The organism is Floridaenema aerugineum BLCC-F46, from assembly GCF_041929345.1.
GTDB lineage: Bacteria > Cyanobacteriota > Cyanobacteriia > Cyanobacteriales > Aerosakkonemataceae > Floridanema > Floridanema aerugineum.
The window spans coordinates 53,392-71,861 of record NZ_JBHFNQ010000220.1 but is presented as its reverse complement, the minus strand read 5'-3'; the positions used below and the strand labels follow the sequence as shown (position 1 = coordinate 71,861).

At 40.1% G+C, this 18,470-nt stretch carries 24 protein-coding genes; 10 read left to right on the top strand and 14 right to left on the bottom strand.

The window, feature by feature from the left end:
- Nucleotides 1-178: 178 nt before the first annotated feature.
- Nucleotides 179-2,089 carry a 1-deoxy-D-xylulose-5-phosphate synthase gene (gene dxs / locus ACE1CC_RS31385; protein ID WP_413274362.1) on the top strand — a complete coding sequence of 637 codons (1,911 nt, stop codon included), beginning with the start codon at nucleotides 179-181 and terminating at the stop codon, nucleotides 2,087-2,089.
- A gap of 81 nt (nucleotides 2,090-2,170) precedes the next feature.
- A complete protein-coding gene (locus ACE1CC_RS31380) occupies nucleotides 2,171-2,563 on the top strand; it encodes an AAA family ATPase (protein WP_413274361.1) in 393 nt (130 codons plus the stop codon).
- Here ACE1CC_RS31380 and ACE1CC_RS31375 read toward each other — a convergent pair.
- Both ACE1CC_RS31375 and ACE1CC_RS31370 read right to left on the bottom strand, forming a co-directional pair.
- Nucleotides 2,543-3,385, bottom strand: a complete 843-nt coding sequence (locus ACE1CC_RS31375; protein ID WP_413274360.1) for a LecA/PA-IL family lectin — start codon at nucleotides 3,383-3,385, stop codon at nucleotides 2,543-2,545. The two genes, ACE1CC_RS31380 and ACE1CC_RS31375, sit on opposite strands and share 21 nt — an antisense overlap.
- Nucleotides 3,386-3,724: 339 nt before the next feature.
- On the bottom strand, nucleotides 3,725-4,270 hold the full coding sequence (locus ACE1CC_RS31370; RefSeq protein ID WP_413274359.1) for a hypothetical protein: 546 nt from the start codon (nucleotides 4,268-4,270) through the stop codon (nucleotides 3,725-3,727).
- Nucleotides 4,271-4,425: 155 nt separating this feature from the next.
- On the opposite strand from ACE1CC_RS31370, the gene ACE1CC_RS31365 reads away from it, so the two are divergent.
- Together ACE1CC_RS31365 and ACE1CC_RS31360 are read left to right on the top strand one after the other, a co-directional pair.
- Nucleotides 4,426-4,932 (top strand): hypothetical protein, encoded by a 507-nt coding sequence (locus ACE1CC_RS31365; protein ID WP_413274358.1) that lies wholly within the window; start codon nucleotides 4,426-4,428, stop codon nucleotides 4,930-4,932.
- Between the two features lie 38 nt (nucleotides 4,933-4,970).
- The gene (locus tag ACE1CC_RS31360) at nucleotides 4,971-5,849 is read left to right on the top strand and encodes a hypothetical protein (protein ID WP_413274357.1); all 879 of its coding nucleotides are present in this window, start codon (nucleotides 4,971-4,973) and stop codon (nucleotides 5,847-5,849) included.
- A 91-nt stretch (nucleotides 5,850-5,940) separates the two neighbouring features.
- Here ACE1CC_RS31360 and ACE1CC_RS31355 read toward each other — a convergent pair whose 3' ends face one another.
- Both ACE1CC_RS31355 and ACE1CC_RS31350 read right to left on the bottom strand, forming a co-directional pair.
- Nucleotides 5,941-6,516, bottom strand: coding sequence for a Uma2 family endonuclease (locus tag ACE1CC_RS31355; RefSeq protein WP_413274356.1), 576 nt, complete (start codon nucleotides 6,514-6,516; stop codon nucleotides 5,941-5,943).
- Nucleotides 6,517-6,553: 37 nt separating this feature from the next.
- Nucleotides 6,554-6,760 (bottom strand): hypothetical protein, encoded by a 207-nt coding sequence (locus tag ACE1CC_RS31350; protein WP_413274375.1) that lies wholly within the window; start codon nucleotides 6,758-6,760, stop codon nucleotides 6,554-6,556.
- A gap of 99 nt (nucleotides 6,761-6,859) precedes the next feature.
- Between ACE1CC_RS31350 and ACE1CC_RS31345 the strand changes: the two genes are divergently transcribed.
- The 3 genes from ACE1CC_RS31345 to ACE1CC_RS31335 are packed head-to-tail and all read left to right on the top strand — an operon-like array spanning nucleotide 6,860 to nucleotide 7,646.
- Entirely contained in the window at nucleotides 6,860-7,204 is a 345-nt protein-coding gene (locus ACE1CC_RS31345) for a hypothetical protein (protein WP_413274355.1), read from the top strand.
- Nucleotides 7,201-7,386: a hypothetical protein gene (locus ACE1CC_RS31340; RefSeq protein ID WP_413274354.1), complete on the top strand. Its 186-nt coding sequence runs from the start codon at nucleotides 7,201-7,203 to the stop codon at nucleotides 7,384-7,386. Before ACE1CC_RS31345 ends, ACE1CC_RS31340 begins: the two co-directional genes overlap by 4 nt.
- Before the next feature lie 44 nt (nucleotides 7,387-7,430).
- Entirely contained in the window at nucleotides 7,431-7,646 is a 216-nt protein-coding gene (locus ACE1CC_RS31335; protein WP_413274353.1) for a 3-isopropylmalate dehydratase small subunit, read from the top strand.
- A gap of 53 nt (nucleotides 7,647-7,699) precedes the next feature.
- On the opposite strand, the gene ACE1CC_RS31330 is transcribed toward ACE1CC_RS31335, so the two are convergent.
- Nucleotides 7,700-7,909 (bottom strand): DUF6887 family protein, encoded by a 210-nt coding sequence (locus tag ACE1CC_RS31330; RefSeq protein WP_413274352.1) that lies wholly within the window; start codon nucleotides 7,907-7,909, stop codon nucleotides 7,700-7,702.
- Between the two features lie 115 nt (nucleotides 7,910-8,024).
- Nucleotides 8,025-9,143, bottom strand: coding sequence for a YcjF family protein (locus ACE1CC_RS31325; RefSeq protein WP_413274351.1), 1,119 nt, complete (start codon nucleotides 9,141-9,143; stop codon nucleotides 8,025-8,027).
- 196 nt (nucleotides 9,144-9,339) lie between these two features.
- Between ACE1CC_RS31325 and ACE1CC_RS31320 the strand changes: the two genes are divergently transcribed.
- Nucleotides 9,340-10,575, top strand: coding sequence for an alanine-zipper protein (locus ACE1CC_RS31320; protein ID WP_413274350.1), 1,236 nt, complete (start codon nucleotides 9,340-9,342; stop codon nucleotides 10,573-10,575).
- Nucleotides 10,576-10,726: 151 nt separating this feature from the next.
- Here the strand turns inward: ACE1CC_RS31320 and ACE1CC_RS31315 are convergent, their stop codons facing one another.
- The 3 genes from ACE1CC_RS31315 to groES all read right to left on the bottom strand — a co-directional run bounded on the left by ACE1CC_RS31315 (nucleotide 10,727) and on the right by groES (nucleotide 13,009).
- Nucleotides 10,727-10,957, bottom strand: coding sequence for a hypothetical protein (locus tag ACE1CC_RS31315; RefSeq protein WP_413274349.1), 231 nt, complete (start codon nucleotides 10,955-10,957; stop codon nucleotides 10,727-10,729).
- Nucleotides 10,938-12,575 (bottom strand): chaperonin GroEL, encoded by a 1,638-nt coding sequence (gene groL / locus ACE1CC_RS31310; RefSeq protein ID WP_413274348.1) that lies wholly within the window; start codon nucleotides 12,573-12,575, stop codon nucleotides 10,938-10,940. Before groL ends, ACE1CC_RS31315 begins: the two co-directional genes overlap by 20 nt.
- Nucleotides 12,576-12,697: 122 nt before the next feature.
- Complete coding sequence (gene groES / locus ACE1CC_RS31305; protein WP_413274347.1) at nucleotides 12,698-13,009, bottom strand: co-chaperone GroES; 312 nt, start codon at nucleotides 13,007-13,009, stop codon at nucleotides 12,698-12,700.
- 252 nt (nucleotides 13,010-13,261) lie between these two features.
- Between groES and ACE1CC_RS31300 the strand changes: the two genes are divergently transcribed.
- A complete protein-coding gene (locus ACE1CC_RS31300; RefSeq protein ID WP_413274346.1) occupies nucleotides 13,262-13,726 on the top strand; it encodes a (2Fe-2S) ferredoxin domain-containing protein in 465 nt (154 codons plus the stop codon).
- Between the two features lie 273 nt (nucleotides 13,727-13,999).
- A complete protein-coding gene (locus ACE1CC_RS31295; RefSeq protein ID WP_413274345.1) occupies nucleotides 14,000-14,647 on the top strand; it encodes a response regulator transcription factor in 648 nt (215 codons plus the stop codon).
- A 121-nt stretch (nucleotides 14,648-14,768) separates the two neighbouring features.
- Here ACE1CC_RS31295 and cysW read toward each other — a convergent pair whose 3' ends face one another.
- The 5 genes from cysW to ACE1CC_RS31270 all read right to left on the bottom strand — a co-directional run bounded on the left by cysW (nucleotide 14,769) and on the right by ACE1CC_RS31270 (nucleotide 18,368).
- Nucleotides 14,769-15,596, bottom strand: a complete 828-nt coding sequence (gene cysW, locus ACE1CC_RS31290; protein ID WP_413274344.1) for a sulfate ABC transporter permease subunit CysW — start codon at nucleotides 15,594-15,596, stop codon at nucleotides 14,769-14,771.
- Nucleotides 15,589-16,446, bottom strand: coding sequence for a sulfate ABC transporter permease subunit CysT (gene cysT / locus ACE1CC_RS31285; RefSeq protein WP_459563941.1), 858 nt, complete (start codon nucleotides 16,444-16,446; stop codon nucleotides 15,589-15,591). The genes cysW and cysT overlap by 8 nt, the downstream gene beginning before the upstream one ends.
- A gap of 95 nt (nucleotides 16,447-16,541) precedes the next feature.
- Nucleotides 16,542-16,892, bottom strand: a complete 351-nt coding sequence (locus ACE1CC_RS31280; protein WP_413274343.1) for an NIL domain-containing protein — start codon at nucleotides 16,890-16,892, stop codon at nucleotides 16,542-16,544.
- A gap of 22 nt (nucleotides 16,893-16,914) precedes the next feature.
- Nucleotides 16,915-17,205: an NIL domain-containing protein gene (locus tag ACE1CC_RS31275; protein WP_413274342.1), complete on the bottom strand. Its 291-nt coding sequence runs from the start codon at nucleotides 17,203-17,205 to the stop codon at nucleotides 16,915-16,917.
- Entirely contained in the window at nucleotides 17,202-18,368 is a 1,167-nt protein-coding gene (locus ACE1CC_RS31270) for a sulfate ABC transporter substrate-binding protein (RefSeq protein ID WP_413274341.1), read from the bottom strand. Before ACE1CC_RS31270 ends, ACE1CC_RS31275 begins: the two co-directional genes overlap by 4 nt.
- Between the last annotated feature and the right edge of the window lie 102 nt (nucleotides 18,369-18,470).

The following is an 18,470-nucleotide window of genomic DNA, read 5'->3' as shown; positions in this document are numbered from 1 at the left end:
ATTAGTATACATGGGGACTGGCGATCGGGGACTGGGGACTGGCTACAGGGAAAACGAGGAAACTCTTCATTCACAACGCAAAACTCTCTGACTCAAAACTCAAAACTCTCTTGAGTTCCCCAAATCCTTTAAAGTGAAGTATGTAAATAAAATCTAATAGTCGAGAGAGTAGGCCAGTATGCACTTGAGTGAAATCACTCATCCAAATCAGTTGCACGGTCTGTCGATACACCAACTGAAGCAAATTGCCCGACAAATTCGGGAAAAGCATCTGCAAACCGTAGCCACCAGTGGAGGACACCTGGGGCCAGGTTTGGGTGTAGTAGAACTGACTCTGGGACTTTATCAAACCCTAGACTTAGATCGAGATAAAGTCATTTGGGATGTGGGACACCAAGCTTACCCGCACAAAATGGTTACAGGAAGATACAACAACTTCCACACCTTGCGGCAAAAAGACGGTGTTGCTGGATACCTGAAACGCTGCGAAAGTAAGTTCGACCATTTTGGCGCAGGTCACGCTTCCACCAGTATCTCAGCTGCCTTGGGGATGGCCTTGGCGCGAGATATGAAAGGCGACAACTTTAAAGTGGTAGCAGTGATTGGTGATGGTTCGTTAACAGGTGGCATGGCACTAGAAGCAATTAACCATGCTGGACATTTGCCAAAAACCAACCTGTTAATCGTGCTCAATGATAACGAGATGTCCATTTCTCCCAATGTGGGGGCAATTTCTCGTTATTTGAACAAAATGCGCCTCTCAGACCCAGTACAGTTTTTCACAGATAACTTAGAAGAACAATTTAAGCATCTGCCTTTTGTGGGTGAGTCTCTCTCTCCAGAGATTGACAGAATCAAAGAAGGGATGAAACGTCTAGCTGTGCCGAAAGTCGGTGCAGTTTGCGAGGAATTGGGCTTAACCTACATGGGGCCAGTAGATGGTCACGACCTGGAAGAGTTGATTTCCACATTTAAGCAAGCACACAAACATTCTGGGCCTGTGCTGGTTCATGTGGCAACTGTGAAGGGCAAGGGCTACGAGATGGCTGAAAAAGACCAAGTTGGCTATCATGCTCAAAATCCCTTTAACTTGGCGACTGGCAAACCTATTCCTTCCAGCAAACCGAAACCGCCTGCTTACTCGAAAGTTTTTGCCCACACTTTAGTCAAGTTAGCCGAAAACAACCCGAAAATTGTGGGGATTACGGCAGCAATGGCAACGGGAACTGGGTTAGACAAGTTACAAGCTAAATTGCCCAATCAATATATTGATGTGGGTATTGCGGAACAACACGCTGTTACTATGGCAGCTGGTTTAGCTTGTGAGGGTATGCGCCCTGTCGCGGCGATTTATTCTACTTTCTTGCAACGGGGCTACGATCAAGTAGTTCATGATGTTTGCATTCAAAAATTACCCGTGTTCTTCTGTTTGGACAGGGCGGGAATTGTGGGTGCAGATGGCCCAACTCACCAAGGAATGTATGATATCGCTTATCTGCGTTGTTTGCCGAATATGGTGCTGATGGCTCCCAAAGATGAGGCAGAATTACAGCAGATGATTGTGACGGGGATTGAGTATACGGATGGTCCGATCGCCATGCGTTATCCTCGTGGTAACGGCTACGGCGTACCTTTGATGGAAGAAGGTTGGGAACCTCTGCCCATTGGTAAAGGTGAAGTGCTGCGCCAAGGCGATGATGTGTTGCTCTTAGGCTACGGTTCAATGGTTTACCCAGCAATGCAAGCAGCCGAAATCCTCAGCGAACATGGCATTGAAGCAACTGTGGTAAATGCTCGTTTTGTCAAACCTTTGGACACAGAGTTAATTTTGCCCTTGGCTAAACAAATTGGTCGAGTGGTGACTTTGGAAGAAGGTTGCATTATGGGCGGTTTTGGTTCAGCTGTAGCAGAAGCTTTGCTAGATCATAACGTTTTGGTGCCTGTGATTCGGGTTGGTGTGCCTGATATTTTGGTAGATCATGCTACACCAGAACAATCAATGGCTGATTTGGGTTTAACTCCACCGCAAATTGCCGAAAGAGTGCGTTTGGCTTTTTTCAGTCAGCAAGTCTCGGCTACTGTTAGTTAGCTAGTTAAACTTAAAATATTAGGGTGGGTATTTCCCGCCCTAATACTTTTTTGGTTTTAGCAAGATTGAGAGAAATTGAAAATGTTTAAAGATATTACTTTAAAAAATTTCAGAACCCATAAATTAACAAAAATAGAACTTCATCCGATAACTTTATTCATAGGCAACAATAATTCTGGTAAAACCAATTTTTTAGCAGGAATACAACATTTCTCTCGGTTAGTAAGGCGAGGTCGTCCAGATCATTTCGATCGAATAGTAATAGCTGTAATCTCAATTAACGGAACTTTGGTATTCGGGAGTTATAGGATAAATGCAATGATGCAGAGAAATATAGCCATTGTGGGAGATGGTGCTACCGATCGCGCAATTTTTAAGAGAATTGTCGAGGTTATAGAGGAACTGGCGATCGCCATTTGTCCAAAAATGGCGATCGCACTCAATATCAAAACATTAATATGCGCTCACAATTGACCACTTAACGGTTTGAGTCCCCGAATTATCAAAGTAATAACCAGGTTCGTCATTATTGATAAATGAGACAACTTCTCCTGGCTTTAGTTGAATAGTTTGTTCTTTCCCACTACCTATAGCTTGGTCGTATTTTATTGTTACTAATGCCGCAGGTTTAATGTTGGAAAAGCGCATTTTTGGTTCTTGTCCACTACTTTCCCAATTACCATTAGCATCTACTTCTTTGGCGTATATCGATGTATCGCCATAGTTCCACAATCCTTGGGCTTCAATTTTCAATGTGATAGTTTTGTCTGATTCGTTCATCAATGTCGGCAAGTCTTGTTCTTCAGTTGCTTCCACTATCAGTTCGCCGCTAGGTAATTCAATATCACTATTGATCTCTCCACCTTGTTGACTTAAAGTATTACCATTGCTGAGATTAATAGCAGCAATTGACCATTTAATTGTTAAACTGCCACTATTATCACCATAGACACCTGGTTGATCGTTGTTAACAAAAAATACGCTTTCTCCTGGGTCAAGTGAAATCATTTGATCTTTTCCACTCGCCACAGCTTGATTATTTTTTACTGCTACTAATGCCGCTGGTGTAATATCTGGAAAACGCATATATGGATGTCGTCCCGTTTCCGCTACGTTACCATTAGCGTCTACTTGGTTGGCGAATGCGTCTTCACCGCCATAAGACCACATTCCCTCGGCTTGAATTTTCAAGGTTAGCCTTTTGTTTGAAGTGTTAGTCAAGCTGGGTAGGTTATTTTCTTCTGCTGCTTGGACGATTAATTCGCCACTGGGTATAACGATGCTCGATTTGTTCATAGAATTTGGTTTTTCTAATTCTCTAAGTATTTTAACTCAAGTTGCTAGTTAGCTTAAGTTGCTAGTTACGGTAATTGGTAATTGGTAATGGGTAATAGGTAATAGGTAGTAGAAATCCCAGTACTCCTTACTTATTACCCTTATTATCAGCTTCACATTACTCAGATCTTGCAGCAATGGAGGTAGAACCTCCTTTCACCTCGTTCCCTGGTTGAACCTGGGAACGAGTTGAAAGGAGGCTCCGCCTCTTGGTGCAAGATCCCAGTTAAGTGAAAAGGCTTACCAAAGAAAGAAATTTTTATTTTTAAATGCTTTAATTCTCTACCTTTATGTGACTTTTTAAATTAGCCGAAAAGAATCGAGAAACTTTTGCAGTGTATCAGGTTGAGTTGCCATCACTACAACTATATAAAGCCGTTCTTTGACTAAATAAACTCGACCTTTACCATTAAGCTCTTCACTAACTATAAACTCAAACTCTTTACCTGGATAACCATCTAAAGAAACATCTTTTGCTTTGGTTAACTTAGCGTTAGCACCTTCAGCAAAATCATTCGGTGCGCTGTCCAATAATTTGGCAATAGCTTCCTTACTCAACTTTTCAATATTAGGAATATCAGAATAGTGAATTAGGAAAGCAGCGTTATCAGAAGCTAGCGAGAAAGAGTATTCTATCGAACCATCTTGATTAGTTTCCCTTTCTTCTTGAGGAGTTCCTGGCATGGAGATAGCAAATCTTCCTTTCTCGGAAGAAAACTCATTCCAAGATGCTTCTTGAGTTAGTAGAACAGGCTGTTGGAATTGGACTAGACTTTCTGCCCGCAAAGGGATTAACAACCACAGAGGAGTAGCCAGAGTAATGATCGCGAGGGTTTTAAGTTTCATGTTCAAGTTAGGGCCAAGTTTGGTGAATCACCTTTTTTAGAGGATACACTGGAAGGAGTTTTTGATCCGTATTTTGCTAACTTTCCTAAATATCCGGTATAAATGTTGGCACATTTCAGTTTTTAATGAGTAAGGGAACGTAATTAAGTGCTGCCATGTTTAACTCTTTGCTAATAGCGATCGCTTCTGATAATGTAATTGAATGGTTGAATAACAACCCCAGAGTTCTTCGCCTACTCGATTTGTTTTTGTGGGGAACTAATCATCCAATTTGGGGATTAATTATAATATTGATTATATTGGCGCTACTCTGGAATTTATTCAAAGGGTTTAGTTATCTGGTAGCAATACTTGCCAGAGAATTAATACAAGCGCCTATGAAATTATTGCGTTTTTCTTGGAGAGTTAGTACTAAATCAATACAGCAAGTTAGCAATTTAGCCATTAAACAATTGACAGGTAAAAAAAATACTGAACTTCCGGCTTTACCTCCTGCAACTTCTCAACTGGTGCAAATAGATAAACAGCAAAGATTGACGGAAATTTCGACTAGATTAGAAGAGATTCAAAAAGAGCAGAATGAGCTTTTACAAGAAGTAGCATCGTTATTGGGAGGAGAAAAAATTACTGTAGAAGTTACCCAAGATTTAAGGCAGGTTTAGCAGATAGATTTTTGTAGAGAAATGGCAGGGTATGAAATATGAAAATAGCACTTTTGGAAAGATTTTCTCAAGACTTGCAAAATAGCAAAGATTATTTCGCTCAAAAGGTGGGAAATACAATTGATACAGTAACAGCAGTTACTAACCAAACAAAAGATTCTCTTTCTCAAACTACTGAGCAAACGAAAGAACTTTTTATCCAAGGAACAAGCAAACTTTTAAATAGTCTTAGTCAAGAAACCAGTCAAGCTGTTAGTACAGTAACCGAAGCTACTGAGAAAGCCAAAAATTCATTAACTCAAGCTACAAGTCACGCGGTTACTAGCATAAATGAAACTAGCAAAAGTGCTGTGGGATCGATCGCCCAAACCGCCCAAAAAGCCAAAGAAACAATTTCCCAATCTTCCGTGCAAGCAGTTGATAGTATTCAGCAAGTTACAGAACAAGCAAAAGCATCTTTAGAAGAAACAATTCAAAAAACCGAAGGTTTAAGTCATACTTTAACTGAAGGTATAGAAAAGGGGATTAACGGTTATGTTACTGATTGGATGAATCACCATGTAGTTTTAGGTTGGTTGTTCAATCATCCGCTGTTTGCGATCGTACTTTTCCTAATATCGATTGTGTTAATTTGGGGATTATTTCAAGCTTTAGGTAATTTAATTGTTAAAAGTTGGATGTCGGTTTTGTTGTCTCCGGTATTGTTGGTGCGATCGCTTCTCCCCAAAGCCTATCAATCAACAGCAAACACCATAAACAATAGACTTTCATCACCAAAACTAGACAGCGAAGATCCCAAAGAAAGATTCAATGCAATTTTGCACAGACTGAATGAAATCAAACAAGAACAGGAGACTCTTTTACAAGAGTTAGCCAAAATATTAGAGACAACCGATCTAAATTTAAAAGTGAAGTAAGGTAAGTTAACAGTAGGGGCGAAGCATTCGGGCAATAAATCTAGATTTTCACTCATAAATTTTGACCCGAATGCTTCGCCCCTACAAATTTTCAATAAACATCTAACCTCAAACTAAATCCCGGTAATACATCTTCTCCTAACAATTCAGTTGGTAAATTTCGCACTTCTACCGCTTCTCCTAAACGGTAAATTTCCACCTGTTGCTGTTGGGGATTAATCAACCAACCTAACCTTACTCCTGCGTCTAAATATTCCCACATCTTCTCTTGTAAAGCTGACAAATTATCTGTTTCTGACCTTAATTCAATCACAAAATCTGGTGCAATGGGGGGAAACTTCCGCCTTTGTTCTGGTGACAAAGCTTCCCAACGTTCGCGACTAATCCAAGCAGCATCAGGAGATCGATCGCCACCATTTGGTAACTTAAAAACAGTAGAAGAACTGAAAGTGTAACCGAGTCGAGTTTGCCGATTCCAAATTGCCAAATCAGCATTCAGTTCTGATTCACGATTACCACTTTCTCCGCCAACTGGAGGCATAATAATTAATTCTCCTTTTGCATTGCGTTCAAAGTTCAACTCGCGGTTATTTTGGCAAAGTTGATAGAATTGTTCATCAGTTAAATGAACTGAATTGAGGTTTAATTTTAGGGGTGTGAGTACCATATTGCTAAAACCTTGTTTCTCAAACTAACTTTTACCATTACTCCTCGATCAGTTTTCTCAGTTCATTGATACTGGGAGAAAACTTTAATTCACCATTTTGTTCTTCTTGTTGTGCTGCTTTGAAGTTGTTATATATCTCTTCCCGGCGTTCTTCGCAAAGATACTGCTGTAACAGCATTTGGATTTCCTCCTTCTCTTCAATAGAAAGTTCTTTGATTGCCTTGACTACATCACTAAATTTCATAGCTTGCAACACTCCTTGATATGCTAAAGTTACCATATTAGACAATTAGTTGTGATGTAGTGCAAAGGAAAATGGCTAATAAACTTTAACAATTTAATTATGGCAAAGTTACCTAGCGAAATAACGGAAATAGTATTAAACCTGAAACGACAATTAATAGATATTCTTGATGAAGCTACAGCAACAGAATTTATTCTCTTTGAAACTTTTGGAGAAACAGATGAAACTCTCCCATTCTTAGATGAGATGAAAAGTGTAGCAGAACAAGCAACATCCCGGTTTTCTCAACTCTCGGCGCTACAACTTCGGATTGGAGAAGCCCAACCCAATGCCTCTGCTGATATATTAGAGTTACTAGCGCAGGGAATTACCCAAACCCAACAGAGGATTCCTGCTTGGGAGCGTAGTATCCAAGAGGTGAAACTTGAATGGAACCTGCCATGACTAATCAACCGCGAATTCCAGATCCAGAAACACGCGCACGTCTCCTTAATTCTTTGCGTCAAACTCGCTTGGAATTGGAAGAGTTTGGTTTACAATTAGAGGAAGTTATTGCGGGATTAGAAAAACAGATTCGCGAACAAAAGTTACGGCGAATAGAGAAAGCAAAGCAAAAATTGAAGTAAGTAAATTGCTGAAATTCAAGCTTCGATCGCATTATCTTCACGCAATGATAGAGACATTTAGAGCTATCAATAATATGAAAGGTTACATCAAAGGACAAAGCATTATTCTGACACAACCCTTACCAGAAAATATCCAAGATGGAGATGAGGTAGAAGTATCTCTTTCTGTTGTTACTCAAAAAAAATATCCTTTTCCTACCTTTAACCTAGAAATCAAAGATGAATATATTAAGAGAGAAAAAATTTATGAGTCAGATTAAGATATTCGATCGCTCTCGTTCTTAATTTTAATCATAGCGATCGCATTTAATACTCAGTTTGCTTCTCCAGTGTTTCCCAATTTTCTCTTAAGTATCTGTTCCATTTCTCGGAAATCTTCATCAGTTTGGGGAAAGGGATATTTCGGACTATTGGGATTTCTGCGTTTAATTAAAACTTCGATCGCATCATCATCTTCTCGATGACTTAAAATATAAGCTCTCAACTCTTGACGAGTCATATTATTAAAGTCAGGCTTCTTCATCGTTAAAACTCCACTAATCACCTGAATAGTATAAAACATTATAATAAAACAAACCTCAAATACAAAAATAAGGTTTGTTTGTGAACTTAAATTATGATTTAACTTTGTTCTGCGCTTACTTATTATTTCCCTTCTTTAATTGCTTCAAAAATTGATTTCTAATTTCTTCAGCAGTTGGTTCTTTGTCTGGATTATCTTTTGTAAGTAAATACAGAGTTGCGATATAAGCCTCACCAAATGCTGTAGTAAGTACAGCAGCAGTTGCACCATTTACTACACCTCCAACTATGCTACCAGGTCCGGGTATAAGCTTCAAAAGGTCGCCTAATAACTGAATTCCTGCTCTTGCCGCCATTTGTCCTGCAATTGTTGCTCCTGCACCTGTAATTGCGCCACTTATAAGTGTTGATAAAAATGTAATATCGGAAGGTAGTCCCCAGGCAACAGTTATACCAGCTAACATTCCAACTTGAATTGGTACGATAGCAATAGCGTCAGTAAAAGGTACAGGAGTTGCTCCAATTCCACCAGCTGTTACCGCTGCTGCTGCCACAATAGTGTGTGCATTTTTTGTTTTAAAATCCAAACTGATGCGTTGAGCAGCTACAAATGCGTTCTTCTGACCTTCGGGTACGACTTCCATAGTTAAATCAACTAGCTCTTTCAGTCCCATAATGGGCAGTTTATAGCCCTCTTCTTCAAAAATAAATTCCTCCGCACGCACACGAACTACATTACGTACTTTTGGAAGCAATTCTTGCACAGTATTCTTAAAGCCCTTGTTAGACATTGCTTGAGTTATTACAGCAATGGTAGGTACGTATTTAGCAAGCATTTCTGCTAGTTGCGACTCTGCTTCTTCTACTCTACTTGACCCCTCTAGTATACAAATCCAAGCTACATGAATATGCTTATTTGGATCAGTGTTGCTGTTTCTATCTTTTATTAATTTTTCAACAGCTTGAATAGTTTCTTTAAAGTTCGCAACTTCCAAACCCCTAGTGTCAAATATTCTAACTGGGACTCCTTCTTTAGAAATTTCTCTAACATTTGGAGTAACAGGTCTACCCTGTCCCGTAGTTGCAAGCTTTTGTTGAAAAACTGCATTGATCAGAGTACTCTTTCCGACTCCTGTTTTTCCAGCAATTAAAATGTTGACATTGCCGCGTTCTTTAAGTGCTTTATCCATAGCTTTCTGAATGACACTAGCAAAATCGTCCGAATTCTTTTCCATGAGTGATATCTTGAAAGCAGTTAATCATAAATCCGTTAATTTAGTTGACGTTCAGGACATTTTTATACATAATAAAAATTTATTTTAAACATAAGTAAATCTAATCAACATTTTCCTTGCAATTAGACGAACTTCTTACCGGACGGAAATAACATCTTCACGAATATCTATAGGGAATAGAGAAATAGCTCACAATATGTTATCGCTTAAAAAACTAAGAAATTTCGGTAATTTTCTAGATAAATCTATAAACTATGCCATCGAAGGCATTGATTATGAGTTGGGCAAGATTAATACCTTAATAGGTGGGATTTTTAATGTTCCTGGTTTCAGTATAAATAGTGCTTTACGGCTTCAATTAAATGCAGAATTAAAGATTATATTGGATAACTTAGAAACCTATATTAATCAATTTGCTTATGTAACCGATAAACTCATTTTACGCTCGGAAACAGCAGCTAGAGAACTAATCATACAAACTTATAATAGCCTTTCTGATTTAAGAAACCAAATTGAGAACATAGTAGATAAGTTGATTAAGTTGGCAAGTTCATTTACTCCAGAAGCAATCAGAAAAAATCTCATAGACCCAATTTTAGATAAACTAAATAATCTCCAAAATAATTTTTTTATTAATGTGGAACGCTTACTTGATAAAATAGATGAAATATTTACAGGAACAATCGAAGATGTAAGGAATGATATAAAAAGTCTTCTCGATCCAATTTTGCTTTTTCCAAATCCATTTGATGAGTGTAGGCAAAAGCTTAATTTAGGTAATAAATTAGGTACAAGCTTGACTGCTATAGAAATATATCGTTTTCGAGAATGTCAGGTATTAAAGGGATTGAATGAAAACACGACAATAGCTCGTTTAACAGATTCTTATGGTGGACTCCAATTGAATGCTTGGAAAATAGCTTGTGTATCAAGAGGAGCGCCCGATTTAAAAAAGAAATTAATCCAAGATTGGATTAAGTATGGTCAACTTATTGATTTATGGAGTCAGTTTCCAATGGCAATGACACCTTTAGAAGCAGCACAAGAAACAGTTAGAAGACTTGAAGAGGCAAGGCTTGAATTTTTGGCTAAATCAGCACAGATTGATAGTATAAATGCAGCAGTTCAAAAGGCTCAACAGACCGCTGATACTGCTTATTCTATAGCTTCTGTAGCACAAACTGCTGCGAATGCGGCTCAAGCTACATCTGATGATGCCATAACCAGGGCTGATCGTGTAGCAGAGAGGACAAAATTTATACGTCATGACGGTGTGGAAACTTTTATCGATTCACCTCTCCATGTTGATTCGACATTTAATGTTTTAATCTTTCAAAGTGATGGTAACTTAGTAATCTACAAGAAAGAAGACGGGACTCTTAAGGGTATCTGGCATACAAAGACTTACCCACCTGGTCTTCACGGGACTTAAACAAATTTTGGGCTGAAATTGACCTGTATTCCTTTCTGGGAAAGGGTTTTAGCTTGAAGGGGGTATATGAGGCTCAAACCCAGTCGTAGCCAGAAAAAATACAAATTGACCTCAAATTCACTTGAAGACTGGGATTGAGCCTGTTTTTAAGCTAACTTTTGTCTAAGTCAATCATAACTTCCTTCTTCTCCCTCTCTTCCTCTGTGTCCTCTGTGTCTCTGTGGTTCAAAAAAATCTCTTCCTCCTCTTCTCTTCGCGCTCTTTGCGTCCTTTGCGGTTCAAATAAAAAAACAGCCACCTCCACCAAGGAAGCAGCTGTTTTTCCCAAAGGGCGGGCAAGATGCCCACCCCACAAGATATGATTAGTAATCGAAGTCGCCACCCATGCCAGCGCCAGCACCAGCAGGAGCATTATCCTTGGGCTCAGGCTTGTCAACCACGATACATTCGGTGGTTAACACCATACCAGCAATAGAAGCAGCGTTTTGCAGAGCAGAACGAGTTACTTTAGCGGGGTCAACGATACCAGCTTCAAACATATCAACGAAGTCGTTCTTAGCTGCATCGAAACCAACGTTGAAGTCTTTTTCCTTCACTCTTTCAGCGATTACCGCGCCGTTTTGACCAGCATTTTCAGCAATTCTCTTCAGCGGAGCGGTCAAAGCACGAGCTACAATTAAAGCGCCAGTCAACTCTTCACCAGTCAGGTTGCTGTTAGCCCAAGATTCAACTTGAGGAGCCAAGTGAGCTAAGGTTGTACCACCACCGGGAACAATCCCTTCTTCTACAGCAGCTTTAGTCGCGTTAATCGCGTCTTCTAAGCGCAGCTTGCGGTCTTTCATTTCGGTTTCGGTAGCTGCACCTACTTTCACTACTGCAACACCACCAGCTAGTTTAGCCAAACGTTCTTGCAGTTTTTCCTTGTCATAAGAAGATTCAGTTTCTTCCATTTGACGACGGATTTGATCGCAGCGAGTTTTAACTGCTTTTTCGTTTCCTTCAGCGACGATCGTACTATTATCTTTGGTAATAGTCATGCGACGCGCTCTACCCAGCATATCGATCTTGGTGCTTTCCAGCTTCAGACCTGCATCTTCGGTGATTACTTGACCACCAGTTAAGACTGCAATATCTTCTAGCATAGCTTTGCGCCGATCGCCAAATCCAGGAGCCTTCACCGCAGCTACGTTCAACACACCACGCAGGCGGTTAACTACCAAGGTCGCCAAAGCTTCTTTTTCAATATCTTCAGCGATAATAACTAATGGCTTACCAGAACGAGCAACTTGTTCTAAAACTGGTACTAAGTCTTGTACCAAAGCAATCTTTTTGTCAGTTAACAGAATGAAAGGTTCATCTAAAACTGCTTCCATCCGTTCTGCGTCAGTTACAAAGTAAGGAGAGATGTAACCTTTGTCGAAGCGCATCCCTTCGGTGATTTCCAACTCGGTAGTCATGGACTTACCTTCTTCTAGGGAAATCACGCCTTCTTTACCAACTTTATCCATTGCTTCGGCGATCATGTTGCCGACTTCTTCATCGTTACCAGCAGAGATGGTACCAACTTGAGCAATAGCTTTGGTTTCTTCTACTTGACGAGCGTGTTCTTTAATTTTACCTACCAAGAAGTTGGTAGCTTTGTCGATACCGCGTTTTAGGGCGATCGCATTTGCACCAGCAGCAACGTTCCGCAGCCCTTCTTTTACCATTGCATGAGCTAAAACTGTTGCAGTGGTGGTACCGTCGCCAGCAGCATCATTAGTCTTGGAAGCTGCTTGACGAATCAAAGCAACGCCAGTGTTTTCAACATGATCTTCCAGTTCAATTTCTTTAGCAATGGTTACACCGTCGTTAACAATTTGGGGTGCGCCAAATTTCTTTTCTAACACTACGTTGCGACCTTTGGGGCCTAATGTTACCGCAACTGCTTCTGCTAGAATATCCATTCCCTTTTCAAGGGCACGACGAGCGTTTTCGTTGTAGATAATGCGCTTAGCCATAGTTTTTCTGTTTCAGTGATTTCAGTGATTGTGTAATTTAGAGTTTGGATGTTTGTCATTTGTCATTTGTTGTTGATGTGGGTTTTTTCCCAATGACTAATGACTAATGACTAATGACGCGATTAGCTAACAATGGCAAGAATGTCTTTTTCAGAGAGTAAAACGTACTCATCAGTACCGAGTTTAATGTCGGTGCCAGCATACTTGGAGTAAAGAACTTTGTCGCCAATTTTTACTTCTAATTCTTGGCGAGAGCCGTCTTCATTGCGCTTGCCGGGGCCTACTTGCACAACTTCTCCAACTTGGGGTTTTTCTTTGGCGTTGTCGGGAAGTAATATACCGCCTGCAGTCTTTTCTTCCGCAGCGCTTACTTTCACAAATACTCGTTCGCCCAGTGGTTTAACGGTGGAAACGCTTAATGATACAGCAGCCATAGTGAATTTCAATCTCCAGAGCTTTTCTCTTTACTTACAGCAGAGATGAGTTAGCAAGTGCTACCCGATTAGGTATACATTCTTGATTAGTCATTACCCTCTCGTTTTAGATTAGCACTCTCATCTCCTGAGTGCTAATTTAAAACGAGACGAGCCCCAATGACAATAAATTTTTGTGTACGGGTTCCCGAACTCTGTCTGGTGAGGCATGATTTATTAGTGCCAATAAGTTAAAGCCAACAAATAACAAATATGGAAAACTCAGCAATTGGGCCAGATGATGAAACTTGTAATGTTTGCGAGTCGTCAGAAAGTGATGCTTTGGCTATTTGCGTGCAAAAGTTAGGCATCAACCAAATTCAACGGCATATTTTTCTTTGTGCAGATCAAACTTTGGCTCAGTGTTGTTCAAAGGAAACAGGTTTACAAGCGTGGAATTACTTAAAAAAGCGTCTAAAAGAATTACAATTAGATAAACCAACCATAAATCAACCTAATTGCATTTTTCGGACTAAGGCAAATTGTTTACGAGTTTGCTGTTCTGGGCCGATATTAGTAGTTTATCCTGATGGGGTTTGGTATCACAGTGCTACCCCGGAGGTGATTGAAAGAATTATTCAGGAACATTTAATTGGCAATCAAGTTGTGCAGGAGTACGCTTTTGTAACTCATCCCTTACCAGATGCGACTTTAGCCGTAACTGCCAGTGACAATTAAAGTTTAAAGCCTGGAAATTATACTTCGATCGCATTTATTTGCCAAGGGGATGCTTTTGCCCAGCGCAGATATTATCATTGCAATTAAACAGTATGACTCAGTATTACTACTAGGTTTACCTTGGTTTTCCACAAACCACTGATTTCCAGTAACGTATACTGATTGTTAATTAGTTAACAAGTCTTACTCAACAGCTTGTTCACTACAATGTAGATAATACTGGGGAAACCAATTGCAAACGTAATTGCCGCCAGTATAGGCAAGTGGTAAAGCATGGTTAAGGAAACTCGTGTGAGAGATACAAAAAAACTACTGCTAATTGATGATGACCCTAACCTAATCTTACTAGTCAAAGATTACTTAGAATTTCGGGGTTATGAAGTAATCACGGCTGAAAACGGTCGTGAAGCGTTAGATGTACTGCAAAATGAAATTGCAGATTTAATTATCTGTGATGTAATGATGCCGGAAATGGACGGATATACCTTTGTCAAGCACGTAAGGGAAGATCCTTTAACCAATTGGATTCCGGTGTTGTTCCTTTCTGCTAAAGGTCAAAGCCAAGATAAAGTCAAAGGCTTAAACACAGGGGCAGATGTATATATGGTAAAACCATTTGAGCCAGAAGAACTAGTGGCTCAGGTGGAGTCTTCGCTGAAGCATACCGATCGACTACGCAACCGCGCAGTTAATGGAGATAGCAATCAGAGAATTACTGTTCCTTTTGATGTGCAGTTAACTCCCACAGAACTGAAGGTGGTACAGCACGTAGCGCGAGGTTTAGCTAATCGAGAAATAGCAGAGGAACTAAATGTCAGTCAACGTACAGTAGAGAGTCATGTGTCGAATATGCTGGGCAAAACTGGACTGCATAATCGCACAGAACTGGCACGTTGGTCAATTGAAAACAATATGGCTTGAGCAAATACTAGATGCTAATTGCTATTCGGGGGTGGTAATTTCAGATTAAATTTTTCAAATTGCAGAATCAAGCTAAAGTTATTACTGAGAATTTGAATTTTTCTAATCTGAAATTACCTGATTATTCTTCTACATCTTGAATCCGAGTTTTGCGCTCTAGGATTTCTTTTAGTAACAGGGTTACTACTGCTAAAAATGCTAGTAACACGGCTGCGGAAAAGGCGGCTTGTGTCTGGTATTGTTTATAAGCTTCTTCGACAAATAAGGGTAATGTTTGAGTTTTACCGACAATATTACCGGAAACAACTGAGACTGCACCAAATTCTCCCATAGCTCTGGCATTGGTTAAAATCAAGCCATAAAGTAAACCCCATCGAATACTAGGTAAGGTGACGCGCCAAAAGATTTGCCAGTCTTTTGCACCTAGTGTTCTGGCGGCTTCTTCTTGGTCTAAACCTACTTCTTCGAGGACGGGAATTACTTCTCTGGCGACGAATGGTAGGGTAACAAATGCTGTGGCGATAATCATTCCGGGAAGGGCGAAGATAATTTTGATGTCTGCTGCTTGTAGCCAAGGCCCAAACCAACCATTACGTCCGTAAAGCAAGACTATCATTAAACCTGCGACTACTGGTGAGATGGCAAAGGGGAGGTCAATGATACTTAATAGTAGGGTACGACCGGGGAAGTTTTTGTTGCGTGCGATCGCCCAAGCAGTACACAAGCCAAAAATCGCATTAACTGGTACTACGATTGCGGCAATTAAAATCGTTAACCAAACTGCATTTAAAAAGTCATGTTGGGTGAGGTTGTTAAAAAATGGGCCTACGCCATCTTTAAAAGCTTGGTAAAAGACATTAGCTGCGGGAATTAATATTAGTAAGCCTAAGTAGCTTAGGGCGATCGTAATTAAAACTGGTTTCACCCATTTAGCTTCTTTTTTATTCATAACGCCGCCCCCAAGCTTGCAAAATGTTAATTGCTAACAACATAATCAAAGAAATCAGCAACAAAACTGTGCCAATCACAGTTGCACCCGCATAATCAAATTGTTCCAATCTTTGGAAAACTAACACGGAAGCAATTAAATCTTTAAACGGAATACTCGAAGAAATAATTACAATTGAACCATATTCTCCAACTGCACGGGAAAAGCCCAAGGCGACTCCGGTTAAAATTGCCGGAATTAAAGGCGGTAAAATAACTTTCCAAAATGTTTGAGCATGGGAAGCACCTAAACTCCAAGCTGCTTCTTCTATTTCCTTTTCCATTTCTTGTAAAACTGGTTGCAATGTTCGCACGACAAAAGGTAAGGAAATAAATAACATTGCCACTCCAACACCAAGGCGAGTAAATGCTATTTTGATGCCGAAAGGTGCGAATAAAGAACCAATCCAACCATTCTCGCTGTAAACTGTGGCTAAAGTTAAGCCTGCGACGGCAGTGGGTAAGGCAAAAGGTAAGTCAATGGCGGCATCGATTAAGCGTTTTAAGGGAAAGTCATATCTAACTAAAACCCAGGCAATTAATACGCCAAATACGCCATTAATTAAGGCGGCAATTAAGGCAGTGGTAAAGGTGACATCATAAGCAGAAAGGGCTACGGGACTGGTAGCAATTCTCCAGAATTCCGCAGGGCCAACTGTGCTCGCTTTTAAAAACAAAGCTGCCATTGGTAACAATAACATTAGGGTAAGATACCCAAACATGATTCGCCAAGGCCAAGAGAGATTAAATAGCTGACTCAGGGGGTTTTTCCCCGCACGAGTCAGCCGTCCAGGAGTAGAAGATACAGCCATAGAATGAGATTTTCCTGCGAGTTTGTCTTTGTTGCTTTCTTAGCAATTTAATAAGCAAATTATCCCATTTTTGACTGGGATTTTTGCTATTTTTATCACCAAATTTCTTCTTCGGGATCGGTGGATTTACTCCAAATTTCGATATCCATTTCTGCCAAGTAAATCATGGCACTTTGAATTTGACGAGTTGAACCTTGTAAATCTAAATCAAACCAACCATCATTGCTGGCATTTGCTCCTAGTAAAGCTTGATTTAAATTTACTGTTAGTTTATGGTCAGAAATCAACCGAGAAATTACTGGTTCTTGATGATATTTTTGGGGAATTTTAATGCGAATCCTGGTTTGGGTTGGTCGATCGTCCGGGACAGTTTTAGATGTTTCTGCTACATCTTTGCTGGGATGAATTGGTTGAAATGTGGGTTCGATTTGGTTAGAGGTTGCCATTTGATTATCCTCGTAAATGAATTTACCAAGCATCACCATCGGGATTAGGTTTTCCCCAAATTTTCACTTGGAGTTTTTGTAAGTATGCGATCGCGCTTTCAATTTGCTCAGGTTTACCAATTAATTCTAAATCCAGCCAATACTCTTGATGTTTTCCTCCTAAAATCGCTTTAGTAATGTTGAAAATCAAGCCATGCTCTGAAGTTAACCGAGAAAGCACAGGTTCATTTTGGTAGGTTTGAGGAATTTGGATTTTTATCCTCACCTTAGTCACACTATCTAATTCTGAGAACCTGTGTTTCAGCTTGTTCATGATTTACCAATTTGCGCCTGTATTTTGTCAAATATCGCCCCATCATCAAAGAATTTTTTCTGAACTTCACCCCATCCGCCTAAATCTTGGACAGTAAACAGATTTTTTACAGTCGCATATTGCTTAGTAAATTCTTTGGCTACAGTAGAATTGACAGGTCGAAAACCAACTTTAGCAAACTCTCTTTGGGCTTCTGGTGTGTACAAAAACTGGACAAACGCTTCGGCAACTTCTCGCGTACCATGTTTATCTACGTTTTTGTCTACCACAGCTATAGGGTTATCAATTGAGATGTTCACATCAGGAACCACATAAGGTAATTTTTGACCATTTAATCCTGCCAAAATTACCTCGTTTTCGTAGTTAATTAACGCATCTGCTTGACCTTGTTTGAAGAATACGTCGCTAGCTTCTCTGGCATCTCTAGGCAATACAGGAACATTTTTGAAAACTTTGCTAGTGAAATCTAATGCTTTAGCATCATCACCTCCTGTTTCAGCAACAGCGCCCCATAATGCTAAGAAATTCCATCTAGCACCACCAGAAGTTTTGGGGTTGGCTGTAATTACTTGTACGCCGTCTTTTGCTAAATCTGACCAAGTTTTAATTCCTTTCGGATTACCTTCACGAGTTACTAAAGCGGCGACAGATTTTGTGAGAATTGCATTGTTTGGTGCTTCTTTTTGCCAGCCTGGTTGAATTAACCCTGCTTGCTCAATTTTCTGCGTATCAAGTTCTAAGGCTAATGCTACAACGTCAGCTTCTAAACCATCGATTACTGCACGACTTTGGGAACCAGAACCGCCATAACTTTGGGTAAAAGTAACATTTTGATTACGTTCTTGTTTCCATTTGGCAGTGAATTGGGGAATAATTTTTTCGTAAGCGGCGCGGGTTACGGCGTATGAAACTAAAGTTATTTGTGCGTCTTTAGTTTTAGCTCCAGGGGTAGAACTACCGGGAGTGTTTGTACTTTCGCCACCACAGGAGGCGATCGCCACACTTAAACTCACCCCCACTAAAAACAAACTCACAAATCTTTTCCACCCACCTCCCAGACTCTTCAAGTTCAGGCGCTTTTGCCACCACTGTCTTACCGCATCAGTTACATTCGCAACTCTCGGCAATCTCCTTCGTTTTGTGGCGCTATCCCACTTAATCATTCCCTTTTCCCTCTATAATCTACGGTTACTCGCTCGGAATAGTGTATTTAATTAGCACAATATATCATCATATAGAAGGAAAGGCAAAAATGCAATCAGTAT